The organism is Candidatus Accumulibacter contiguus (assembly GCF_012940005.1).
GTDB lineage: Bacteria > Pseudomonadota > Gammaproteobacteria > Burkholderiales > Rhodocyclaceae > Accumulibacter > Accumulibacter contiguus.
Map to the genome: position 1 here is coordinate 44,667 of NZ_SPMX01000029.1, position 22,744 is coordinate 67,410.

At 63.9% G+C, this 22,744-nt stretch carries 19 protein-coding genes; 8 read left to right on the plus strand and 11 right to left on the minus strand.

Annotated elements, in window-relative coordinates; all coding sequences use genetic code 11:
- The first annotated feature begins 222 nt into the window (after nt 1–222).
- Together E4Q08_RS11690 and E4Q08_RS11695 are read left to right on the plus strand one after the other, a co-directional pair.
- Nucleotides 223–726, plus strand: coding sequence for a phasin family protein (locus E4Q08_RS11690; protein WP_169070512.1), 504 nt, complete (start codon nt 223–225; stop codon nt 724–726).
- A 314-nt stretch (nt 727–1,040) separates the two neighbouring features.
- Complete coding sequence (locus tag E4Q08_RS11695; protein ID WP_034915618.1) at nt 1,041–1,316, plus strand: hypothetical protein; 276 nt, start codon at nt 1,041–1,043, stop codon at nt 1,314–1,316.
- Nucleotides 1,317–1,530: 214 nt separating this feature from the next.
- On the opposite strand, the gene E4Q08_RS11700 is transcribed toward E4Q08_RS11695, so the two are convergent.
- The 7 genes from E4Q08_RS11700 to E4Q08_RS11730 form a co-directional block, all read right to left on the minus strand.
- Nucleotides 1,531–2,970, minus strand: a complete 1,440-nt coding sequence (locus E4Q08_RS11700; protein WP_169070513.1) for a DUF294 nucleotidyltransferase-like domain-containing protein — start codon at nt 2,968–2,970, stop codon at nt 1,531–1,533.
- Nucleotides 2,971–3,125: 155 nt separating this feature from the next.
- Complete coding sequence (locus tag E4Q08_RS11705) at nt 3,126–3,470, minus strand: Na+/H+ antiporter subunit G (protein ID WP_034919533.1); 345 nt, start codon at nt 3,468–3,470, stop codon at nt 3,126–3,128.
- Nucleotides 3,467–3,736 carry a K+/H+ antiporter subunit F gene (locus tag E4Q08_RS11710; protein ID WP_034919535.1) on the minus strand — a complete coding sequence of 90 codons (270 nt, stop codon included), beginning with the start codon at nt 3,734–3,736 and terminating at the stop codon, nt 3,467–3,469. Before E4Q08_RS11710 ends, E4Q08_RS11705 begins: the two co-directional genes overlap by 4 nt.
- Nucleotides 3,730–4,221 (minus strand): Na+/H+ antiporter subunit E, encoded by a 492-nt coding sequence (locus E4Q08_RS11715; RefSeq protein WP_169070514.1) that lies wholly within the window; start codon nt 4,219–4,221, stop codon nt 3,730–3,732. Before E4Q08_RS11715 ends, E4Q08_RS11710 begins: the two co-directional genes overlap by 7 nt.
- Nucleotides 4,218–5,738 carry a monovalent cation/H+ antiporter subunit D gene (locus E4Q08_RS11720; protein WP_169070515.1) on the minus strand — a complete coding sequence of 507 codons (1,521 nt, stop codon included), beginning with the start codon at nt 5,736–5,738 and terminating at the stop codon, nt 4,218–4,220. The genes E4Q08_RS11715 and E4Q08_RS11720 overlap by 4 nt, the downstream gene beginning before the upstream one ends.
- Complete coding sequence (locus E4Q08_RS11725) at nt 5,735–6,061, minus strand: Na+/H+ antiporter subunit C (RefSeq protein WP_034919543.1); 327 nt, start codon at nt 6,059–6,061, stop codon at nt 5,735–5,737. Before E4Q08_RS11725 ends, E4Q08_RS11720 begins: the two co-directional genes overlap by 4 nt.
- Nucleotides 6,061–8,853, minus strand: a complete 2,793-nt coding sequence (locus E4Q08_RS11730) for a monovalent cation/H+ antiporter subunit A (RefSeq protein ID WP_372703642.1) — start codon at nt 8,851–8,853, stop codon at nt 6,061–6,063. The genes E4Q08_RS11725 and E4Q08_RS11730 overlap by 1 nt, the downstream gene beginning before the upstream one ends.
- A 210-nt stretch (nt 8,854–9,063) precedes the next feature.
- Here E4Q08_RS11730 and E4Q08_RS11735 point away from each other — a divergent pair, with 210 nt between their 5' ends.
- Nucleotides 9,064–9,903, plus strand: a complete 840-nt coding sequence (locus tag E4Q08_RS11735) for an alpha/beta hydrolase (protein ID WP_169070516.1) — start codon at nt 9,064–9,066, stop codon at nt 9,901–9,903.
- On the opposite strand, the gene E4Q08_RS11740 is transcribed toward E4Q08_RS11735, so the two are convergent.
- Nucleotides 9,892–11,421, minus strand: coding sequence for an aminoacyl-histidine dipeptidase (locus tag E4Q08_RS11740; protein ID WP_169070517.1), 1,530 nt, complete (start codon nt 11,419–11,421; stop codon nt 9,892–9,894). The genes E4Q08_RS11735 and E4Q08_RS11740 overlap by 12 nt on opposite strands.
- 248 nt (nt 11,422–11,669) lie before the next feature.
- Here E4Q08_RS11740 and rpsO point away from each other — a divergent pair, with 248 nt between their 5' ends.
- Nucleotides 11,670–11,939, plus strand: coding sequence for a 30S ribosomal protein S15 (gene rpsO / locus E4Q08_RS11745; RefSeq protein WP_169070518.1), 270 nt, complete (start codon nt 11,670–11,672; stop codon nt 11,937–11,939).
- 175 nt (nt 11,940–12,114) lie between these two features.
- Nucleotides 12,115–14,229 carry a polyribonucleotide nucleotidyltransferase gene (pnp, locus tag E4Q08_RS11750; RefSeq protein WP_169070519.1) on the plus strand — a complete coding sequence of 705 codons (2,115 nt, stop codon included), beginning with the start codon at nt 12,115–12,117 and terminating at the stop codon, nt 14,227–14,229.
- Between the two features lie 112 nt (nt 14,230–14,341).
- Here pnp and dksA read toward each other — a convergent pair whose 3' ends face one another.
- Nucleotides 14,342–14,767 (minus strand): RNA polymerase-binding protein DksA, encoded by a 426-nt coding sequence (gene dksA / locus E4Q08_RS11755; protein ID WP_034911337.1) that lies wholly within the window; start codon nt 14,765–14,767, stop codon nt 14,342–14,344.
- Between the two features lie 336 nt (nt 14,768–15,103).
- Between dksA and E4Q08_RS11760 the strand changes: the two genes are divergently transcribed.
- The 3 genes from E4Q08_RS11760 to E4Q08_RS11770 all read left to right on the plus strand — a co-directional run bounded on the left by E4Q08_RS11760 (nt 15,104) and on the right by E4Q08_RS11770 (nt 18,427).
- Nucleotides 15,104–16,486, plus strand: a complete 1,383-nt coding sequence (locus E4Q08_RS11760) for a DUF3300 domain-containing protein (RefSeq protein ID WP_169070520.1) — start codon at nt 15,104–15,106, stop codon at nt 16,484–16,486.
- 37 nt (nt 16,487–16,523) lie between these two features.
- Complete coding sequence (locus E4Q08_RS11765) at nt 16,524–17,471, plus strand: DUF2950 domain-containing protein (protein WP_169070521.1); 948 nt, start codon at nt 16,524–16,526, stop codon at nt 17,469–17,471.
- A gap of 170 nt (nt 17,472–17,641) precedes the next feature.
- Nucleotides 17,642–18,427: a 2-phosphosulfolactate phosphatase gene (locus E4Q08_RS11770; RefSeq protein ID WP_034911333.1), complete on the plus strand. Its 786-nt coding sequence runs from the start codon at nt 17,642–17,644 to the stop codon at nt 18,425–18,427.
- A gap of 46 nt (nt 18,428–18,473) precedes the next feature.
- Here E4Q08_RS11770 and E4Q08_RS11775 read toward each other — a convergent pair whose 3' ends face one another.
- Nucleotides 18,474–19,865 (minus strand): DUF3999 domain-containing protein, encoded by a 1,392-nt coding sequence (locus tag E4Q08_RS11775; RefSeq protein WP_169070522.1) that lies wholly within the window; start codon nt 19,863–19,865, stop codon nt 18,474–18,476.
- Complete coding sequence (locus E4Q08_RS11780; protein ID WP_169070523.1) at nt 19,862–22,597, minus strand: DUF2339 domain-containing protein; 2,736 nt, start codon at nt 22,595–22,597, stop codon at nt 19,862–19,864. Before E4Q08_RS11780 ends, E4Q08_RS11775 begins: the two co-directional genes overlap by 4 nt.
- Nucleotides 22,598–22,744 lie beyond the last annotated feature (147 nt).

Here is a 22,744-nt window from a genome sequence, read left to right on the forward strand (position 1 = left end):
CAAGGGGCGCCATTCTAGCACGGGCGGGCGCTGCCTGTTGCGCCGCAAAAACGCCGCCGCCCTTTTGCCGCCAACACCGGCTGCCCGGGCGCCATGCTGCGCTGCAACAAAATGTTGACAACCGCCAATTAAGCGCTAGAATCAAACCTTCGCTGCACTGCAGCAATTGACCTCGGGAAATGCGAAGCCGGGGCAACATCTCGCAACCTGAAGGAGAACAGTATGTACAACCCCATAGAGAAATTCACCAGCGTTGCCGGTCTCGAAGCGCTCAGGACGGTGGTCAACACTTCGCTGGACTGCGTCGGCCAGTTGGCGGCCTTGAACCTGCAGACGGCACGGGCCGTCGCCGAGCGTACCAGCGAAAACCTCAGAGCCCTCACGGCGGTCAGGGATCTGCCAGACCTGCTGGCCTTGCGACAACCGATGGCCATGGCCGCCGTCGATCAATCGATGAGCTATTCGAGGCGTGCGTACGAGATCTGCAGCGAGTCGTCGAATGCCCTGCTGCAGGTTTTCGATAGTCAGGTCAACGGCCTCAGCGGCGGCCTGATGGCGGCGCTCGACAAGGGCTGGAAGACGGTATCACCGGTTTTCGATTCCACGCTGGCGACTGCAAAATCGCTACTGTCGATGACCGGCCAGAATGATGGCCACAACGTTCGGCAGTTGACGGCAAGCCCGGACGCAGCCGGCCAGGCGGCAATCAAACGGATCGCCGCCTGAAACGGTTTCGGCAGCGCTGCGGGCGCGCCCTTCCGTCAAACCCGGTGCCACGGCACCGGGTTTTTTACGCCTGACGGTGGCTTGCCCGTGCGCTGGCAGAGAGCGATAGCGAAGTGCTTGCCAGCCGGATCGCTGTGCTGCGAAGATGGGCAGAAACTCTGGAAGGAGTTCTGGAAGGAATTCTGGAAGGAATTCTGGAAGGAATTCTGGAAGGAATTCTGGAAGGAATTCTGGAAGGAATTGCCAGAACTCGATCTGCGGCGCACACTGCGATACCTTTCCAGTTCGCGAAGGCATTTTTTGGGGATAGTCAGATGACCGAAACGATAGTTGCTTACCTGAGAGCCAATGCGGAGCAACTCGATGTGGACATGGCCGAGGCGCTCAACATCCCGCTCGTCGAGTTACGCGAGCAAATCGCGCGGCTCGCTGCATCGGGAGACGTAATCTGTTGCCGGGTAACCCGCTTCATCGAGGGCCGGAAGATCGAGGGCATCAGTTGCCGCCTCTCGTGCGATCCACCGACGCCGGCACGCGGGCGCAAACCGGGCGTGAAAAAGGACGACGACTCGGAAGCAAACCTGTTTTGAGCGGGCGCGCGCAGCGGCCTAACGGTCATGGCTTTGTGAGACACCCCGGAAATGAAAGCCCTGACCGTTTCCCTCTCCCTCGACCCCTCTTCCGCGAGTGGAGAGGGGAGATTCGTGAGTCGCTGACGCGACTTTCACGGTAAGCGCTGCTGCGCCAGAAGTTCACAACAGTTCGGACGGGCTCACGCGACTCCCAATGGACGCGGTCGCCGAATCATCTGAGCAGATGCAGGTTGAAGTGACCCTTGATGAACTCCTGGAATTTCTCGACACCCTTCAAGGCGATTTGCAGCCGGCCAAATTCCATCATGTTCAGACGATCCAGCGTGATGTAGTTGTCCGGCTTGCGCCCTTCGCGCAGCGCTTCCACCTGCCCGCGCAGGCGCATCAGGACCAGGAAGTCGAAGCTCTCGGCAATCGTGGCCACCATTTTCTTGTTGACCACCTTCTCCCTGAGCAGCGCTTCCAGGCGTTGGTGGGTACTGCCTTCGAGCTTGCCGGCCTGGATCGCGAGCGCCTTGACGCCCTCGGACAGCGCAAAGATGCCTGCCTTCTTGATTTCCAGCATGCCCGAGTGTTCCCCTTCCTTCTCGCCCTTGATCTTGCCAAACCAGCCGAGCGGGGGGGCGAAGCGCAGCGTGTTCTCGACCATGCGCATCAGGAACAGCTTGTCTCGCTGCACGTACTCGTAGACCCGCGTCTTGAGTTGCTGCTCGAAGGAGGGGTCGCCGTAGATGGTGCGAATGTCGACAAAGGTACCGCAACTGAGGACGTGGTTCGGGCTGGGCGCCTGCAACCAGCGGTCGAGTTGATCGCTCCACTTGCCGAGGCTGCGCCGCCACTCCTTGTTGTTGGCCATGATCCCGCCCGTGCAGGGAGGAATGCCGATGGCAATCAGCGAATCGATCAGTACCTGCGAGAACTCTTCGATTTTCCGGATCTCGTCGGCGCCCAGTTCGTCGCCATAGATGATCGCATTGTCCTGGTCGGTGAGCAGCGTCTGTTCGCCACGCCCCTCGCTGCCGAGCACGACAAAGGCAAAGCGCTCGGGCAGATCGGAGAAGCGGTCCTGGCGCATCAGAGCGATCAGGCGCAGGAGAATCTGATCGTTGAGATGGGCAATCATGCGCACCACGTCTCGCGTCTTGGTGCCGCTGCCGCTGAGGTGCAGAACCAGGCTCTGAATTCTCGCGTAGACGGTTTTCAGTTCTTCGAAGTCCCTGGCCTTCTCGATGTCGAGTACCAGTTGATGCGGCGAGTGCGACTGCAGGCGGATGATGTCGCTGTCGGTGATGATTCCCGAGAGCTTGCCCTGGTCGTCGACCACCACCAGACGATGGATCCGCTGGCGCGACATCCGGTACAAGGCTTCGTAGAGCAGGTCGTTTTCGCCAATCACTGACAGCGGACTGTTCATGATCGCCCGGACGGAGAGCGTAGACGGGTCGGTGCCAGCGGCGACGACCTTGTTGCGCAGGTCACGGTCGGTCATGATGCCGCTCGGCAGTTTGTTTTCACAGACCACGACGCTGGAGATGTTCTTCTCGCGCATGGTTCTGACCGCATCGACCAGCGCATCATCGGGTCCGCAGGTGACCACCGCGCGCTGGCAGAAATCCTTCACCGGGCGAAAAAACTGACCCTCTTCTGCCATATCGCTTGCGACTCCTGATGAGATTGATTGGTTGGCCGGCGAGTGCCTTGCGTGGTCCGCTGGCGCGCAAATCAGTAAACTGAAACGTGTCATTCTAACATTGGCAGGACGGCCGCCCCTGCAAAACCTGCCATTTCTGCCATTTCACCCGATGCTCATGATTTCTTGTTCGTTTCGCGACGCATCCTTGTTCGCTGTTCGGTACTGGACTGGCGATGCAGCGCCGCCTTGGCCAGCAGATGCGCAGTCACCGGCGCGGTGATGAACAGGAAAAGCAGGATCGCCAGTTCGTGCAGGCTGATGCCGGTGCTTTCCCGGGTCGAAAAGAAGATCGCCGAAGCGAGCAGCAGCGCGCCGACGCCGAGGGTCGTCGCCTTGGTCGGGCCATGCAGACGGGTCAGGAAGTCCGGCAGGCGCGCCAGACCGATCGATCCGAGCAGGACGAACAGTGCTCCGAGAATGATCAGTCCGGCAAGCAGCCCTTCGGTCGCCGCATTCATTCGATGAGGTCTCCCCGCAGCAGGAATTTGCACAGTGCGACGGTGCCGACGAAGCCCAGCAGCGCGAGCAGCAGTGCCACCTCGAAATACGCGGTCGTCGCCGTGTGAATCCCGAACAGCACGATCAGTGCGATGGCGTTGATTCCCACGGTATCGAGCGCCAGGATGCGGTCGGTGGTGTCCGGCCCGCGCACGAGTCGATAGAGGTTGAGCACCTGTGCGGCGCCGATCAGGACGAAGGCAATCTCGATGGCAGCGGTCAACATGCAAAAATCTCCCGCAGTGGTCGCTCGTAACGCTTCTTGATCGCGCGCGCCAGCGCCTGCGGATCGGGTGCATCGAGGGCATGTACGAGCAGAATCCAGCGCTGCTGATCCAGGTCGATGGCAACCGTTCCCGGCGTCAGCGAGACGACGCTGGCGAGCAGCGTGGCGACAAACGGGTCGCGCAGATCCAGCGGCACTTCAATGAAGGCTGGCGACAGCCGCTGCAGCGGACCGATCACCTGACGCGCCACACGCCAGTTGGCAGTGACGATGTCGGCGGCAAAGATACCGAGAAAACGCAGCGCCTGCCAGGGCCGGACGAGACGTGGCGGGTTCGGCCAGAAGGATCGCGTCAGTAGCGGCACGGCGACGGCCAGCACACTGCCGAGCAACAGCAGGCCAGGCGTGACGGAACTGCTGATCACCACCCACAGCAGCAAGACCGTCAACGACAGCAGCGGCCGCGGCAGGATCCTGCCGATCATGGCATGGCCTCAGCAGGGGTTTTCGCCGGCCTGGGCCCGAGAACGCCAGCGACGTAGGCGCCGGGCGCATGCAGTTGTGCGGCTGCGCGCTCGCCGTAGTCGGCGAGCGGGCGTGCCAGCACGGCCAGCAGCGGACCCGCGGCGACGAGTAGCAGGGTGGCGCTCACTTTCTGCCAGGCGATGGCCTCGGTTGCTGCCTGCCCGGCTGCTGCTGCCCGGTTTTTCCAGATCAGATGGCAGCCGTCGCGCGCCAGGGCGATCATGACCACGAAGCCGGCACACAGCAGGACGACCCAGATAGCCGGGCCGGCGGCGACTGCGCGTAGCGTCGTCAGCAGCATCAGCTTGCCGACGAAGCCGGAGAAAGGCGGCAAACCGGCAGCCGTCGTCGCCGCGACCAGGAAAGCCACTTTCAGCCAACTGGCTGGCGATGCTCCTCGGGTCGTGAAGTGGTCGGCGGCACTGCCGCGCTGCTCGGCAATGACGCCGGCGAGCAGGAAGAAAGCGGCGCCGGCCAGGGTCGATTGCACCAGGTAGTAGATGGCTGCCGCGCTGACCTCTGCACTCGCCTGTGCCGGCGTGACCAGCAGAGCGCCGGCCGAGAGCAGGACCAGCCAGGCGGCGAGCGCCCGCAGACGCACCGCCACCAGTGTGCCGAGGGCCGCAAAGACGACCGTGGCAAGCGCCAGCGCCGTCAGCCAGTGATCGAGCAGGTCGGGCATCGTCGGCGCCAGGGCGATCACCTGTACGCGCAGGATGGCGACGATGCCGACCTTGGTCATGATCGCAAAGAGTGCGGCGACCGGCGCGCCGGCGGCGCTATAGGCGTGCGGCAGCCAGAACGACAGCGGCAACAGCCCGGCTTTCAGCAAGAAAACGGCGATCAGCAGGGCAAACGCCAGCCGGGCCAGCGCCTGATCGTGCCCTGGCAGCGTCAGTCGATATGCCAGATCGGCCAGGTTGAGCGTACCCAGCGTGCCGTAGAGCAGTCCCAGGGCAATCAGAAAAAGCGCCGAGCCAAGCAGGTTGAGTACGACATAGGTGATCCCTGCGCGCGTTCGCTCGAGTCCGCCAGCGTGCGCCAGCAGCGTGTAGGAGGCGAGCAGCATGACTTCGAAAAAAACGAAGAGATTGAACAGGTCGCCGGTCAGGAAGGCGCCGAGCAGGCCCAGCAACTGTAGCTGAAACAGGGGATGAAAATGCCTGCCGCGCTGGTCGAATCCGGCACTGGCGTAGAGCAGCGAAACGAAACCCAGCACGGCGGTCAGCAGCGTCATCGCCGCTGCCAGTCGATCGACGACCAGCACGATGCCGAAGGGTGCCGGCCAGTCACCGAGCGCGTACACCCGCAATTGCCCGTCGTCGGCGAGCAGCGCCAGCCAGGCCGTGAGCAGCACCAGCAGGGCCGTCGCCAACCCCCCGACTACGCGCTGGAACGGCAGTCGATCGCCAAGCAACTGCAACAGGGCGGCGGCAAATGGGATCAGGATCGGCAGGATCGGCGCGTGCGTGATCACTGCTCTTTTCCTGCGTCGACATGATCGGACCCCGACTCGGCCAGGCCGCGCAGGGCGAGCATCGCCAGATAGGCGGTCATGCCGAAACCGATGACGATGGCGGTGAGCACCAGCGCCTGCGGCAGGGGGTCGGTGTAGCTGGCGCCGGCCCGGAGCAGCGGCGGTGCGTCGAGTCGCAGGCGGCCGCTGGCAAAAAGAAACAGGTTGACCGCGTAGGAGAGCAGCGTCAGGCCGAGCAACACCGGGAAAGTGCGTGCGCGCAGGATGAGGAAGACACCGCAGGCGGTCAGCACCCCGACGGCAATCGCCAGCAGCGCTTCCATCAGCTCTTCTCCCGTGAACTGCGGGCGCGTAGCGAGAGTCCGCCAATTCCCGAGAGTACGGTCAGGACGACGGTGACCACGACGATATACACGCCGAGGTCGAAAACCATCGCCGAAGCCAGCTCGACGTCGCCGAGCAGCGGTAGCTGCAAGTGGCCGTGCGCGCTGGTCAGGAAGGGTCGCGCAAAAGGCCAGCTCGCCACCCCGATGCCGGCCGCCAGCAGCAGGCCCAGCGCCAGCAGCCTGGCGGGATGGTGTGGCAGGCGCGGCTGCGCAAAAGCGATGCCGTTGCCGAGATACTGCATGATCAAGGCGACACTGCTGACCAGCCCGGCGACGAAACCACCACCGGGCTGATGGTGTCCGCGCAGCAAGAGGTAGACCGATACGGTCAGCGCCAGAGGAAGCAGCGGGCGCATCAACATCGCCAGAAAGAGTGGATGCGCTTCCTCGCTCCAGCGTCGTCCATCGCCGTCCTGTGCCGGCGCGATCAGGACCAGACGGTCGAGCAGCGCATGCGAGGCGAGCGCGACCATCGCCAGCACGGTGATTTCGCCCAAGGTATCAAAACCACGAAAATCGACCAGGATGACATTGACGACGTTGGCGCCGCCCCCGCCGGGAAGCGATTGCTGCAGATAGAAGCCCGAGATGGTCTCGAACGGGGCCGCGAGCATCTGCAGGGTGATCAGCCCGAGACCACCGCCGGCGAGCAGCGCCAGCAGGAGGTCGCGGGACAGCCGGCGGGCACTGCTCTTCGGCGCGCTCTGCGGCGGCAGATAGTAGAGCACCAGCAGCATCAGGATGATCGTCCCGGTTTCGACGGCGAACTGGGTCAGGGCCAGGTCAGGCGCCGAAAAGCGCAGGAAAGTCAGCGCCACCACCAGTCCGACGACGCTGACCAGGAGCAGCGCCAGCAGCCGCTGTCGATACAGCAGCGTCGCCCCCAGTGTCCCGAGCAGCAGCGTCAGCAAGGCAGCGACGGCGGCTTCGTCGGCCGGCTGACCGGGTAGCCGGATCCCGGAGGCCGGCCCCGAGAAATAGGCCCAGCCGCCGAGCAGCACGACGAAGCTCAAGAGCAGCGCGTTGTAGCGCTGCAATGAAGCATTGTCGAGCATCGCCAGAATCTGTCGTGCGCTGCTCGCGAGCTGGCGATAGCAGCGCTCGAAAGCGGTGCGCGCGTGCATCGGCGGCAACTGTGCCTGCCAGGCGAATAGCGGCGCGCGCAACGCATAGACGATGACCCCGCCGGCCAGCGCCAGCAGGCTCATCAACACAGGTTGATTGAAGCCGTGCCACAGTGCCAGTTCAAATTCGGGAAGCGGTCCCTGCAGCGTGGACAGTGCCGCGGCAGCGAGCCAGGGACCGACCGTCCAGCCCGGAAACAGGCCGACCAGCAGACACAGCAGCACCAGCAGCTCGATCGGTGCGCGCATCCAGCGCGGTGGTTCGTGCGGCTGGCGCGGCAGATCGATCGCTTCGCCATTGAAGAAAACGTCGTGCACAAAGCGCGACGAGTAGGCGACGGCGAGCATGCCGGCGAGCGTGGCAAACAGCGGCAGCGCCCAGCCGAGCGTGGCAAACTGCGGGGCACTGACGGTTTCGGCGAAAAACATCTCCTTGCTCAGGAAACCGTTCAGCAGCGGTACGCCGGCCATCGATCCGGCGGCGAGGATCGCCAGGGTGGCGGTGATCGGCATCACCCGGAACATGCCATTGACGCGGCGCATGTCGCGCGTCCCGCACTCGTGGTCGATGACGCCGGCGGCCATGAACAGCGAAGCCTTGAAGATTGCGTGGTTGATGATATGGAAGAGAGCGGCGACCACCGACAGCGGCGTGTCGAGACCGAACAGCAGCGTGATCAGACCGAGCTGGCTGATCGTCGAGTACGCCAGCAGTCCCTTGATGTCGTTGCGAAACAGCGCCATGGCTGCGGCGTAGACGAGGGTCAGCGCACCGCTGCCGCCGACCAGCCAGAACCACAGTTCGCTGCCGCCGAGCGCCGGATACAGGCGGGCGAGCAGGAAAACCCCGGCCTTGACCATCGTCGCCGAATGCAGATAGGCCGAGACCGGCGTCGGCGCCGTCATCGCGTTCGGCAGCCAGAAATGGAAGGGAAACTGTGCCGACTTGGTAAACGCCCCGAGCAGGATCAGGATCAGCGTCGGGGCGTAGAGCGCGTGTGCGCGGATGCGTTCGCCGGCGGCGAGGATCACCGACAGATCAAAACTGCCGGCGATCCCGCCGAGCAGCAGAATGCCGGCAAGCAGCGCCAGACCGCCAGCGCCGGTGACCGCCAGGGCCATGCGCGCGCCGATACGCGCCTCGTACTGGTCGCTGTGATAGGCGACGAGCAGGAACGACGACAGGCTGGTGATCTCCCAGAAGATCAGCAGCAGGAGCAGGTTTTCCGAAAGAACGACGCCGAGCATCGCCGCCATGAACAGCAGCAGGATCGAGTAGAAACGCCCGAGACGATCGCTCTTTGGCAGGTACCAGGCCGCGTAGAGCACCACCAGCAGGCCGATGCCAAGAATCAGCAGGCAGAACAGCAGCCCGAGACCGTCGAGACGCAGGTGGAGATCGAGTCCATAGGCGGGCAGCCACGCCAGGTGGGCGAGTTGCGTGTGACCGGCCAGCGCCGCCGGCAGCAGCGGCAGCAGCAAGGCCAGACACGCCGCCATCACCGCCGCGGCAGCCAGAGCCGCGCTGGCTCGCCCGTAGCGCTGCAACAGCAGCGGCAGGGAAAAAGCGGCAAAGGCGGTAGCAGGGATGGCCGCAAGCAGCAGGCTCGAGTTCACAGGCGCCTTGACAGGGAGTGGATGGTCGGGTTCGTGAGGCCGGTGTGCCGGAGGCACGATTATAACGGCCCTGATCGCTTGCGCCCGGCCGCTGCCCGAGGGATGCGGGCGTCGGCGATCCGTCCGCTTGCATCACACCCGGTGGTACGGCGATGCCGTTGGATTTCCATTCCGGTCTCTCTGCGCTATGCTGCACAGATGACCAACAGGCAACCCGTCAAATTGCTGAACATTCTCGTCGCGCTCGTGGTGGCCTATGCGATCTTCTGCGGGCTCGTCTTCGCCTTTCAGGAGCGGCTGCTCTATTTTCCCTTGACCCTGGCTCCGGATGAGCTTGCCATGCTCGTTCGTGACGGCAATCTTCGGCCGTGGCGCCCCGAGTCACTGCACGCTTACCTGCGACAGCCCGAGGGCCGGTCTGCACGCGCAACCGTCGTCGTGTTCCATGGCAATGCCGGCACCGCGCTGCACCGTGACATGTTCACGGAGGCCCTGGTGCCGCTGGGTTTTCGGGTGATTCTCGCCGAATACCCCGGCTACGCGGGCAAGCCCGGAAGCCTCGGCGAGGCCAGTCTGGTGGCTGACGCCGTGGCGACGCTGCGAGCGGCTCGCGAGGACTTTCCCGGTCCGCTCATCGGATGGGGAGAATCGCTGGGTGCCGGCGTTCTCGGTGCAGCACTGGCGGGAAATCCCGGCCTGGTCGACGGGATCGTGTTGATGACCCCGTGGGATTCGCTCGCTGACGTCGCAAGTCACCACTATCCCTACCTGCCGGTTCGCTGGATGCTGCGTGATCGTTACGATACGGTCGCGAATCTGCAGGATTTTCCCGGTCCTGCCGCCGTTCTTCTGGCCACAGAAGACCAGGTGATTCCGGCACGCTTCGGACACCGGCTGTTCGATGCCTTGTCCGGTCGCAAGATCCTGCACATCTTTCCTGGCGCTGACCACAATTCGTGGCCATTCGATCCATCGCAGCGGTGGTGGGACGAGGTGATGCGCGCAGTGTCTCCCGGAGCCGGCCGGTCAGGCGATTGAAGCGCCCGTAACCGTCATGACCGTTGGCAAGCACAGTCCTTGGCTATCTGCCGAAGCGATGGCGGCCAGAATTGCCGTCAACAGATGCCAGGCATGCCCCACCGAAACGATCTCGACACGCTCTCCCGGTGCGTGCGCGCCGCGTATCGTGGGCCCGAACGAGACGATGTCCAGGTCCGGGTAGCTGGCGGCGAGGATGCCGCACTCGAGGCCGGCGTGGATGACCTGCAGCGTCGATTCGCTGGCGAACTCCCGCCGGTACACCGACTGGCAGAGCGCCAGCAGCGGCGAAGCAGGATTCGGCGCCCAGCCCGGATAGTGGCCAGACTTCTCGGCGGCGATGCCGGACAAGGCAAAAAGACTGGCAATCTCGTCGGCCAGCGCGGCGCTGCCGCTCTCGATGAGTGAGCGGACCAGGAAATTGCACGCGCCGCCGTCGGGGCTGAGCGCTGCCATGCCGAGGTTGTTCGATGTCTCGACCACGCCGGGAATTCTCCGGCTCATGCGCCGTACGCCATGCGGCGCGGCATGCAGCGACGCCAGCCAGACTGCCTGATCGTCAGCGGACATGACTCGTTCGGCGGCGGTGGCAGCGAAACGGATGCGCACGCCCGGATCGACGTCGAGCAGTTCCTGGCGCAGCACTGACTCCCACGAAGCCAGACTGGCGGCAAGGGCATCGGCCTGTTGAACGGGCAAGGCCACGATGGCCGAAGCCTCCCTGGGCAGGGCATTGCGGGCAGTGCCGCCGGTCAGCGCCGCGACGCAGAGCGGCAAACGACTCTCCAGATCACGCAGGACGCGCACCAGGAGCTTGATGGCGTTTCCCCGCTCGGCGTGGATATCGACGCCGGAATGACCACCGCGCAGCCCGTGCAGATTGATTCGCCAGCACGTGCATTCGGGCGGCAGCGGTTCTGCCTGCCCATCCCTGCGAACGTTGACGTCGAGTCCTCCCGCGCAGCCAAGGTAAAACTCGCCCCATTCTTCGGTATCGAGGTTGAGCATCAGGCGGCCCTGCAGTACGCCGCCGGCCAGACCGCGCGCGCCGCTCATGCCGGCTTCCTCGTCGACGGTCAGCAAGGCTTCGAGTGGCCCATGGACCAGATCCCTGGCCTCCAGAACAGCAAGGATCAGCGCCACCCCGATCCCGTTGTCGGCGCCAAGGGTAGTGTCCTCAGCGATCAGCCAGCCATCGCGAGCAACCGCCCGGATCGGATCACGGCAAAAGTCGTGCTCTGACCCGGTGTTCTTCTCGCAGACCATGTCCAGATGCGCCTGCAGAACCACGCCGGGTGCCCCTTCCCTGCCCTGGCTGGCCGCCTTGCGAATCAGGAGATTGCCGGCAGCGTCGACGTGCGCGGCCAGTCCTCGGGCGACCGCCCATTGCCGGATCTCGTCGCGCAATGGCCCCTCCTCTTTCGAGCGGCGAGGAATACGGCAAAGCATGGCGAAATGACCCCAGACGGCTGTGGGTTGCAGGTTGGCAAAGACGGGGGCGACGGCGGCTGATTTCATGGTCTGAGCGGCAGGGTGCGGGTTCCGGAGAGATTCGACGAGGGATTCCGAAACAGGATACGCAATCGTCGGTCACTCTGCCAGCAGGCTGCTGGTGGTAATCCTGTAATCCTGCTTGTTCCTTGCCGCCTCCCCTTCCCAGCGGTTACAATCCCGGCCTCGCTTCGCCAAGCGAATAAGACCTTCATCCATCAGGCGTTGGCTCTATCAAACCGGGGCTGCGCCGTTTTCCAGAAAGAGAGTTTGACATGGCGATCCATGTGGCACAAAAAGCGCAAATCATGACCGATTACCAGCGTACCGCCGGCGACACCGGGTCTTCCGAAGTCCAGGTGGCGCTGCTGACCGCACGCATCAATGACCTGACCGGCCATTTCAAGGAGCACAAGAAGGACAATCACTCGCGGCGCGGTCTATTGCGCATGGTCAGCCGTCGCCGCAAGTTGCTGGACTATCTGAAGCGCACCAACGTCGATTCGTACCGCAGCCTGATCCAGCGTCTCGGCCTGCGCAAATAAACCTGCTCGCCGACTCGCACTGCGGTCGGAGCTGCAGGCAACTCGAAGATCTGTCAGCGGCCAGCCCCTCGCGGGCTGCGCCGCTGTTTCTGCTGTTGCGGTTTGGCAAATGGGCGCTTCGGTCGCCTGCCGGAGTCGTGGGCAGGCACGCGCCAGACTATTGAGAAAGGGAACAATGTTTAATATCGTCAAGAAAAGCTTCGCCTACGGCGCCCATCAGGTCACCCTGGAAACCGGCGAAATCGCTCGCCAGGCCGGCGGCGCCGTACTGGTGTCGATGGACGACACGGTCGTGCTGGTGAGCGTGGTCGGCAACAAGATGGCCAAACCCGGTCAGGATTTCTTTCCGCTGACCGTCGATTACATCGAAAAAACGTATGCTGCGGGCCGTATTCCCGGCGGCTTTTTCAAGCGAGAGGGCCGCCCTTCGGAGAAGGAAACCCTGACCTCGCGACTCATCGACCGGCCGCTGCGCCCGCTCTTCCCCGAAGGCTTCTACCACGAGGTCCAGATCGTCGCGATGGTGATGTCGCTGAACCCGGAAATCGATCCCGACATTCCGGCCATCATCGGCGCCTCTGCCGCCCTGGCGATCTCCGGCATCCCCTTCGACGGGCCGATTGGCGCTGCTCGCGTCGCTTACATCGACGGTCAGTATGTGCTCAATCCCAGTGCCACACAACTCGCATCGAGCATGCTCAATCTGGTCGTCGCCGGAACGCAGGCGGCGGTGCTGATGGTCGAGTCGGAAGCCAGGGAACTCTCCGAGGAAGTCATGCTCGGTGCCGTGGTCTATGGACACCAGGAAATGCAGGCGGCGATCGACGCCATCAACGAACTCGCCGATGAGGCTGGCAAACCGGAATGGGACTGGGCGCCGGCAGCCAGAAACGAAGCCGTGCATGGCAAGCTCGATGCACTGGTTGACGGCGAACTGCAGGAAGCTTACCGGATTACCAGCAAGCAGTTGCGCAGCCAGCGGATCAAGGAAATCACCGCCTACGCGGTCGAAGCCCTGACCGCCGGCGACGACGCCCCGGACGCCAACGCCGTCCGCAACATGGTCTCCGCTGCCGAAGCCCGGATCGTCCGCGGCCGCATCCTCGCCGGCGAGCCGCGCATCGACGGCCGCGATACGCGCACCGTCCGGCCGCTGGCGATGCGCTCGGGCGTGCTGCCGCGGGCGCATGGTTCGTCTCTGTTCACCCGTGGCGAAACGCAGGCGCTGGTCGTGGCGACGCTCGGCACCGGTCGTGACGAACAGATCATCGATGCGCTCTCCGGCGAGTACCGCGAGCGCTTCATGCTGCATTACAACTTCCCGCCCTACGCCACGGGGGAATGCGGCCGCGTCGGAACGCCGAAGCGTCGCGAGATCGGACATGGCCGGCTGGCCAAGCGCGCCCTGCTTGGCGTCCTGCCTTCACCCGAAGAGTTCTCGTACACCATTCGCGTCGTCTCCGAGATCACCGAATCGAACGGTTCCAGCTCGATGGCCAGTGTCTGCGGGGCATCGCTGGCGTTGATGGATGCCGGCGTGCCGCTCAAGGCACACGTGGCCGGAATCGCCATGGGTTTGATCAAGGAAGGCAATCGCTTCGCTGTGCTGACCGACATCCTCGGTGATGAGGATCACCTCGGCGACATGGACTTCAAGGTCGCCGGCACCGAGTCAGGAGTCACCGCGCTGCAGATGGACATCAAGATCCAGGGAATCACCAAGGAAATCATGCAGGTTGCGCTGGCCCAGGCCGGCGAAGCCCGCTTGCACATCCTGAAACAGATGCAGGAGTCGATGTCCGGACACCGTGAGGAGGTATCGAGCTACGCGCCGCGCCTGTACATGATGAAGATCAACCCCGAGAAAATCCGCGACGTGATCGGCAAGGGAGGTGCCGTGATCCGCGCCATCACCGAGGAAACCGGCACGACGATCGACATCAAGGATGACGGCACGATCACCATCGCTTCGGTCAGCGCTGACACCGCCGACGCCGCCAAGGCCCGTATCGAGGCCATTACCGCTGACGTCGAAGTCGGCAAGGTCTATGACGGAACGGTACTGAAGCTGCTGGACTTCGGCGCCATCGTCAGCATCCTGCCCGGTCGCGATGGTCTCCTGCACATCTCGCAGATTGCCAACGAACGCGTCAACGCCGTGGCCGATTATCTCAAGGAAGGACAGAAGGTACGCGTCAAGGTTCTGGAAGCCGACGAGAAGGGTCGGGTACGGCTGTCCATGAAAGCCCTCAGCGCCGAAGAGGGTGGCGCTGCCGCCGCACAGTCATAACCGCCGCTGATCGACAGAGTACTAAAGGACGCCGCGGCGTCCTTTTTTGTCACACGCACTGCAGATCGACCGTCTGTGCGTGCATCGCCCTGCTCTCGCCTGCCGGCATCGACTACTTGGCGATCTGCTTTTCGCGCACTTCTTCGAGCGTCTTGCAGTCGATGCACAGTGTCGCCGTCGGTCGCGCTTCCAGACGCTTGATGCCGATCTCGACACCGCAAGCGGCACAGTAGCCGTAATCGCCGCTGTCAATCCGGTCGATGGTCTCCTCGATCTTCTTGATCAGCTTGCGTTCGCGGTCACGGTTGCGCAGTTCGATAGCGATGTCGGTTTCCTGGCTCGCGCGGTCATTGGGATCAGCGAAAACCGTCGCTTCATCCTTCATGGTATGCACCGTGCGCTCGATGTCCTCCATCAGCTGCCGCTTGAGGGCTTCGAGGATGCCACGAAAATGAGCCAGCTGGTCGCTGTTCATGAACTCCTCGCCCGGTTGCGGCGAGTAGGGAATGAAATGCTTGTGGGGCATGTCAGATGTCATCGGGGTTCCAGTGTATTGATAGTTGTTCGTCTGACGATGAGCAAACCAGGTGGTGGACCTTGAACAATCCTTATATTGTGCCACATGACCCAAAGACAAGTGCGTGTACAGCACAGCATTTCTCGAGAACACCACCCACCAGCGAGACTCTCCTTCAGACCAAGACAAACCGGACAGATTACTTGTTCTCTACAAAACACCAAACCAGAACTTGCCAGGCACCGCGGTCTGCGCTTATGCTCACGCATCGATTGCCAGGCGTTCACCTGATCCTGGAGAATGGGGGTTTTCCTGGCTTTGAATCTTTTCGTGAATTTTCACGCCTGAGGACGCTTGATGGAATCCACACCTTCCCAATCCTGTGCGCTCGTCATGGCACTGATGCTCGCCTTGTCGCCGGCGCTGGCGCAGCAGTCCCAATCCACCCTGTCGCCAGGGGCGACCGCAGGAAATCCGACGGCAAAGACTTTCTCTCAGCAAGACCTGGATCGGCTTCTCGCGCCGATTGCGCTCTATCCGGATCCCCTGCTGGCGCAGGTTCTGATGGCGTCCACCTATCCCCTCGAAGTAGTCGAGGCGGCACGCTGGGTGAAGGCCAATCCCAAGGTCAGCGGGGCGGCACTGGAGACGGCGATGGCCAGGCAATCCTGGGATCCGGCGGTCAAATCGCTGACAGCGGTGCCACAGGTGGTGCAACAGATGAGCGACAATCTCGACTGGATGCAGAAGCTCGGTGACGCTTTCCTGGCGCAGCAACAGGACGTGATGGACACCGTGCAGGGCCTGCGTGCCAGGGCCGACACGACCGGTCATCTCAAGACCACGGAAAAGCAGGTGGTCAAAACCGAGACACAGGGCAGCCAGACAATCTACGTGATCGAATCGCCACAGCCCGAGGTGGTGTATGTGCCCAGCTATAACCCGACCGTCGTGTATGGCAGCTGGTGGTATCCCGCACCGCCGTATTACGTGTATCCGCCGGCCTACGTCTACCCGCCTGGTCTCGCTTTCGCCACCGGCGTAGTGGTCGGCGCGGCGATCTGGGGCAGTTGCAACTGGGCCTGGGGCCGCGGCAACGTCGATATCAACGTCAATCGCTACAATTCCTTCAACCGCACCAGTATCAGCAGCAACCGCTGGAGTCACAATGTCGATCACCGCCGGGGTGTCGCCTACCGTGATCAAAACGTCGCCCGTCAGTACAATCGTGGCGGCAATGCGCAGGCGGCACAGGCGCGCGAGAATTTTCGTGGCCGCGCCGACGCCGGGCGCGCGGAGCTCCAGGGCATGGATCGTGGCCAGTTGAACGAACGCGTCGGGCAGGCTGATCGCAAATCGCGCGAGGATCTGGGTGCTCGCGGTGAAGCGGGCGCTGGACGGCCAGAGAACCGCGGGCTGGATCGAGGCGAGTTGAGCGACCGCCGGCCGGGCGCTGATCGGGGTGCTGCCGCCTCGACGCGTGACCGCTTCGAAGGTGGCGCGCAACAGCGTGGCGCCGGGATGCACGAGCGTGCAGGCGACGGCGGGGGCTTCTCCGGGGTTGGCAATGGCGCTTCGACGCGTGCGGCCAGCGAGCGCGGCAGCACCAGCAGGGCAGACATGGGGGGTGCTCATGCAGGCTTCTCCAGCAGCGGCGGACATCGCGGCGGTGATGGTGGTGGCTTCCGTGGCGGCGGCGGTGGTGGTGGCTTCCGTGGCGGCGGCGGCCGTGGTCGCTGAGCAGTCCTGTCCACCACTTTCTGCGGAGAAGAATACGATGAACTTCAAGAACATGATGCAAGCGCTCGCCGTCGCGCTGCTGCTGGCGACGTCTCCCGTGATCAACGCTGCACCGCCCGTACCGGCGATGCAGAAGCTTGCTCAGCAAAGCTTTGCCAAGCCGGAAGATGCCGCCAGGGCGCTGGCTGAAGCCGTGCGCGCCGAGGACGTGAACGCGCTGCTGGCAGTGCTCGGTCCGGCATCACGAAGCTGGCTGGCGAGCGGTGACGCGGTTGCCGACCGACAGGACTGGGCGAAATTCCTCGCTGCTTATGATCGTAAAAACAGTATCAGCCTGGTATCCGATGGCCGGGCAGTGGTTTTGGTTGGCGAAGACAACTGGCCCTTCCCGGCGCCTCTGCTGCGCCAGAGGGATCGCTGGGTTTTCGATGCAGCGGCCGGACGCGAAGAAATCATCAACCGACGTATCGGTCGGAACGAACTGAATACGATCCAGACGCTGTTGGCGATCGTCGATGCGCAACGTGAATATGCTGTCGATGACCTGGACGGCAACGGATCAAACGATTACGCCAGGCGTTTTGTCTCCAGCGAGGGCAAGCGTGATGGCCTTTTCTGGCCGGTCGAGGCAAACGAGCAGCCAAGTCCGCTGGGGCCTCTGGTTGGCGCAGCGACGCGCGAAGGCTACGTCAGGAAAGCAGGCAACGGGCAGCCGACGGCGTATCATGGCTATCGTTACCGGATGCTGACCGCGCAGGGCAAGGATGCACCGGGCGGCGCCTACGACTATCTGCTCAATGATCAATTGATCGGCGGCTTTGCGGTCATTGCCTATCCCGCAAAATACGGGATCTCCGGGGTGATGACCTTCATCGTCAACCATGACGGTACGGTTTTCCAGAAAAACCTGGGCAAGACCACCGAGACTGCAGCGCTCCGAATGAGCCGCTTCAACCCGGACAAGAGCTGGAAGAAAGCCGAGTAGGACTCCCGCTCGGAAACAGGAGCTGCGATCCGCTGGCCCTGATCATTGCCTCAAGGACTGCCAATGCGAGCGCAGGTGGAATTCATCTCTGCTGATTTCCCGCCGTATCCCGGCGAGGACAAACCGAGCTGCATTCGACTCACCCCTGACCCAAGGATGTGCACGCCATCATGCGTACCCGCCGCGTCTTCCTGAATCGCCTTGATCCGGCGCAAGAACCCACTGATGCCGTGGTGGTGATCGACGTGCTGCGTTCCTTCACCACGGCCGCCTACGCTTTCGCCGCCGGCGTCAGCAGCATTTACCCGGTGGAAACGATTGCCGGAGCATTCCGCCTGCTGCGGCGCTTGCCGGACGCTGCCACCACCGGCGCCATTGGCGGCGGTGACCCGATCCCTGGGTTCGATTTCGGCAATTCGCCATTGGCCCTGCAAGGCGCCGACCTGACCGGCCGGCCACTGATTCAGACCACCGCCGCAGGGGTGCGCGGTCTCAGCCGTTTTCGTCACGCGCGCTCGCTGTTCGCCGGCAGCCTGGTTCTCGGCCGTGCCACGGCGAAAGCACTGCTGGAGTTGCAGCCGGAGGAAGTGTGCTTCGTGATCACCGGCGAATGGGTCGATCGCGACGGCGATGAGGATATCGCCTGCGCGGATTATCTCGATGCACTGCTGCACGGCGAGGATCCCGACCCGGAACTGTATGCCAAACGCGTACGCAACTCCGATTTCGGCCGCCGCTTTCAGGCGGATAGCAACCCCAACCTGCCAATCGGCGATCTCGCTCTCTGCGCGCAGCCCGATCGCTTCGACTTCGCCCTGCTGGCCTTGCACACGGACGGACACCTGCAGCTCAAGCGGTCGCGCGCTGCCCAGGGCGATTCCTCGCCAAACCGATCAGAACTGCGCAACGGTCTGAAATTGCAGGAAAATGATCGTATCGGAGGCGTACGAGCCTAGGCCTGGAGCTGTCGGAGAGCCCGCGCCCACGGCGCGTCGGCTTCGATCAGCGGTCGCCCTGCCCTGCGCGCGACTGCTCCGGCTGCGCCCGGAACATTTGCCGGCTGAGCCGCAGCGCCATCCACCCCAACAGCCCCACGCCGAGCAGCAGGCTTCCCCACAAGGTCCAGCGCTTCCAGTCGATCGGGGTACGAGTCGCACGCTCGCCGGCCAGCGTCCGGGCGCTGCCGGTGCTCGCATGGCCGATCGGAAAAGGACGTGCCTTGCTGTCGTCCTCGGCGCGGTATCCGGGGACCAGCGTTGCGATCGGGTAGACGGCTGGGGCAGCGGTACTGCTGCCGTAGGCGAGCTGAAACGGTAGCGCCCCGCGCGCGGCAAAGACCAGACGCTGCGGCAGCCAGCCGGCTGCCAGAGCAGGCGCACCGGCACCGAGGCCACCACCGCGCGGATCGACCCGCAGCAGCCAGTAGCGATCGCTCACTGGCGCAATCGGGAGATCCGGATTCACCACCTCCTGACCGGCCACGCCCAGCCGATAAACGGTATTCGCCGTGATTCGCCGCCAGGGATCGCTGGCGCGGGTGCGTGCCAGGACTTCGACCGAAGCGACGCTGTTGGCCTGTGGCAGGACCAAACGCAGGCGGTCTACCGGAAAACGTCCGCCAAGGTCGAAGACGTATTCCCCGGAGTGCTCCTGGACTGCGCTGCCGGCCACCTGTTTCCATTGCCGCGGTGCCTCGACCACCGTTTCGCCCGGCTCGCCAGCGAGACCAGCGAGCTGCAGGGCGGGCGCAGCGCTCGGCCAGGACAGGCGAAAGAACTTCGCCTGGCACGGCGGGAACTCCACCAGCAGTTGCTCCAGTCGCTGGCCACCGGCCTCGAGACGCAGCACCGGCGCGTCCGCCACCAGCGTGCTCCATCGCGCCAGGTCATCGCTGGCATCGACGCGCACCCGCGTCACGACATTGTCCACCGAGCGCGGCAATTCCAGCGCCAGCGCCTGCAGCGGCTGCTCGATTGCCGTTGCATCGATCAGGTAGCCGAGCAGCGTGGCAGTGCGTAGCGGCGGCCGGCCGTTCATGGTGAGCACGGCCCGGCCCGAACTGCGATCGATCCGGATTTCGAGCGCGTCGACACCAACAACGGCGTCGCCACGCAGGGCGAAGAAGGTCAGCCGCAACGGCTGCTGCTTTTCTCGCGAAGTCGCCGGTTGCGGCAGGAACGCGTGCGGCACTGCTTCACCGCTGGCATTGAACACGCGCAGGTCGCCAAGATCGGCACGCAGCACGCCCTCGTACACCGCCTGTGGCAGTTCGACCTGAAAAAGCGCCTCCGCACCACGGGTTTCGAGCGGCACCCCGAAAGCGAAGTCTTCCGGCGTTTCGGCAATCGCCACGCCGTTGAGCAGGCACAACAGCCACGCGAGAACGATTCTCATGATGCCTGACTCCTTTCCTGTCTGGGCGGTACTGGCGCCAGATAAGCGATCACCAGCATCAGCCCGCCGACGCCGAGGAATGAAACGATCCGCTCGATGGTCCCCGCATTCGACAGGTCCACGAGAAGCAGCTTGACTACCACCACGGTCATCAAACCCGCTCCAGCCAACCACAAGGGGCGCCAGACACGCCGGGTGGCGAGCACCATCGTCGCCAGCGCGAGCAGCGTCCAGAACAGCGACAGCGAGGCCTGCACCAGATCCGAGCGCAGCATCGCCGGGAGGTACAGCGGCACCCCGGCCCAGTGGTGCAGCGTGCGCAGCAACACCGCATTCGTCCACAGGAAGAGCGCCGCCGCCAGCACACTCCAGGCGATGTTCAGCGGCACCGTCACGAGCGGCCGTAGCCCAAGTCGGCGGACTTCGACGAACCAGCTACAGAGCACCAGCAGCGCGCCGGCCTGCGCCAGATCGAGAGGATTCAGCAGCGGCAGATAAGGCAGCGGCCAGGGATTTCCGTCCGAGACGACATTGCCGAAAACAAACCAGGAGGCCAGGAATATCGCCAGCGGTGCACCGCCCGCGACCAGATAGGTTTCGAGCTGCGCCGCCACCGGCCAGGGCAGGCGCTCGCCGCGCAGCGCCAGCAGGGCGAGTAGCGATCCGGGGACCAGCGCCCAGGCGATCAGCGGCCAGGCGGCTCGCCCCGCCACCCACCAGTCGATTGCCCAGGCCAGTTCCCAGGCAGCGATCGCCGCCAGCAGCCACAGGCCGGCGGCGTGCAGCCACTTCAGGCAAGCGTCGCCGGCAGCCGCGTGACGGTGCAGCAGCAGGAGATGGGCGGCGAGAGCCAGTGGCCAGACGAGGTAGCCGAAATGCGCGCCAGGATGCGCAGCATGGAAGGTCATCCGCAGCGCCAGCAAGACCATCAGCGGCAGCAAGGCGAGTGCCGGGTAGCGCGCCTGCGGCCAGCTCAGGCAGCGCTCGAGCCTGCTGAAAAGCAGGCTCGAGACCGTGAAAAACACCAGCGCCGCGTTGCCCTGCAGAGAGTTGCGCAGATGGCGATCGATCTCGTGCAGACCGCCGCCGGCCCACCACAGGATGCCCCAGACAAATAGCAGGTCTTGCAGCCGGCGCTCGGCCGGGTGCAGTTCCTGCCGATGCCGCTGCAACAGCCATGCGCAGAACAGGCCAGCCAGCGCCAGCAGCAGGGCGCCCAGGTAGACACTGTTGAGCACCGGCCAATCGCCCGCCGGTACACCCTTGTCCTGAACATAGAAGAAACCGGCAAGCAACTGCAAGAGCATGCCGAATAGCCGCGCCAGCAGCCGCTGCTGCCGCACGCCGACCCAGACGATCGCCGCGCCCTCGATTGCCCATGCCGCAGAGGTCCAGCGCCCATCGAAGGCCAAGGGAATGGCCAGCGTCGCAAAAACCACGCCCAGGGCAAGAAACGCCTCGACCAGCAGGCGTTGGCCCTCGCCGCGGCGTGACCACAAGGTGCTCGCCAGCAGCAGGTAGAAAGCACCCAGCACGAGCGCACTCCAGGCCGATCCGTAGGTGAATTCGCGCACCAGGCCGACCTGCAGTCCGAAACTGATCAGGGGCACGCCGAAGACCAGGGTGGTGTCCAGGTGTCTCTCGACCGGCCCGGCGGCGCGTCGCGCAAACAGCACCGCGATCGCCACGTAGATCAGGAAGAACAACAGCAGGAAGGGTTCGGTGGACGCATACAGATCCGGCCGGTAGTGGAGACTCCCCCACAGCGTCGCGATGCCGAAGGTAAACACGAAACCCAGCAGGTTGAGCAGGCGCCAGGCCTTGAACCAGGCGATCGCCAGAATGCCCACGTTGAGCACGGCGTAGTAGCTGAACAGGGCGACATGACTCCCCTCGCCGGTCGAGGTCAGAATCGGCGCCAGAAACCCCCCCGCTGCCCCGAGCATCGCCAGCGCCAGAGAATCCTGCAGCACCGCCAGCAGCGCCGAGAGTGCGACCACCGCCAGCAGCAGGGCAAAGGCCGGAGCAGCGGGAAGCAACCCGTACAAGCGCAGCGCGCTGAAGATGGTCAGGTAGAGCAGGCCGACGCCGCCACCTTGCAGAGCCAGACCATAAGCTTCCCGAGCGAGCCGCAACCGCCAGCCGATGACCAGCAGCAGTACCGCCCCGAGCGCCACCGCTGCCAGCCGCAGTTCGATCGGCATCTGGATGTGCTGGTAGCTGTATTTCAGCAGAAAGGCGAAGCCGAAGAAAAGGATGACGATGCCGGCACGCGCCATCAGGTTGCCACGCAGCAGCCACTCCCAGGCGGGTGACGCTGCTTCTTCGCGCTGCGCCGGGGGAGGCGGCGGTATCTCTGCCGGCTCCGCAACGATTGCCGCAGCGACCGCCGGCTCAAGATCGGTGGCAAGGATGTGAGCGGTCTCGGGCGAGTGCTCCAGCGCCGCGGGCTTCGCACAATCCTTTCGCTCGGGTAGCGGTGCCCTGCCCGAATCCGGCTGTGATACCGGCTGTGATACCGGCGAGAGCGAACGCTGTTCAAGATGCTGCAGCGTCTCTTCGAGCCGGCGCAAGCGCTCTTCGATGCTCTTGAAATGGTCCTCATTCCTTTGCCGCGCCCGGCTGCCCAAAATCCAGCCAATGATTCCGCCAAACAGGGCACCAAGGATCCACAGTTCGGAATAGATTTTGGCGGCCACCACCGCTCCCAGCACTGCTCCGAGAAACCACATCCCGATTGCCCTCCTCGATCGTCGATTCCTGTACGAATCCAGCCCCCCTGCCCGGCCCTGGTCTCCTGCATCGACACCGCTTGCGGCAGGGCGCGACTGCGTTCCATGACGAAGTCTAGCAGCGAAGCATGCAGAATCCAGCAGCGA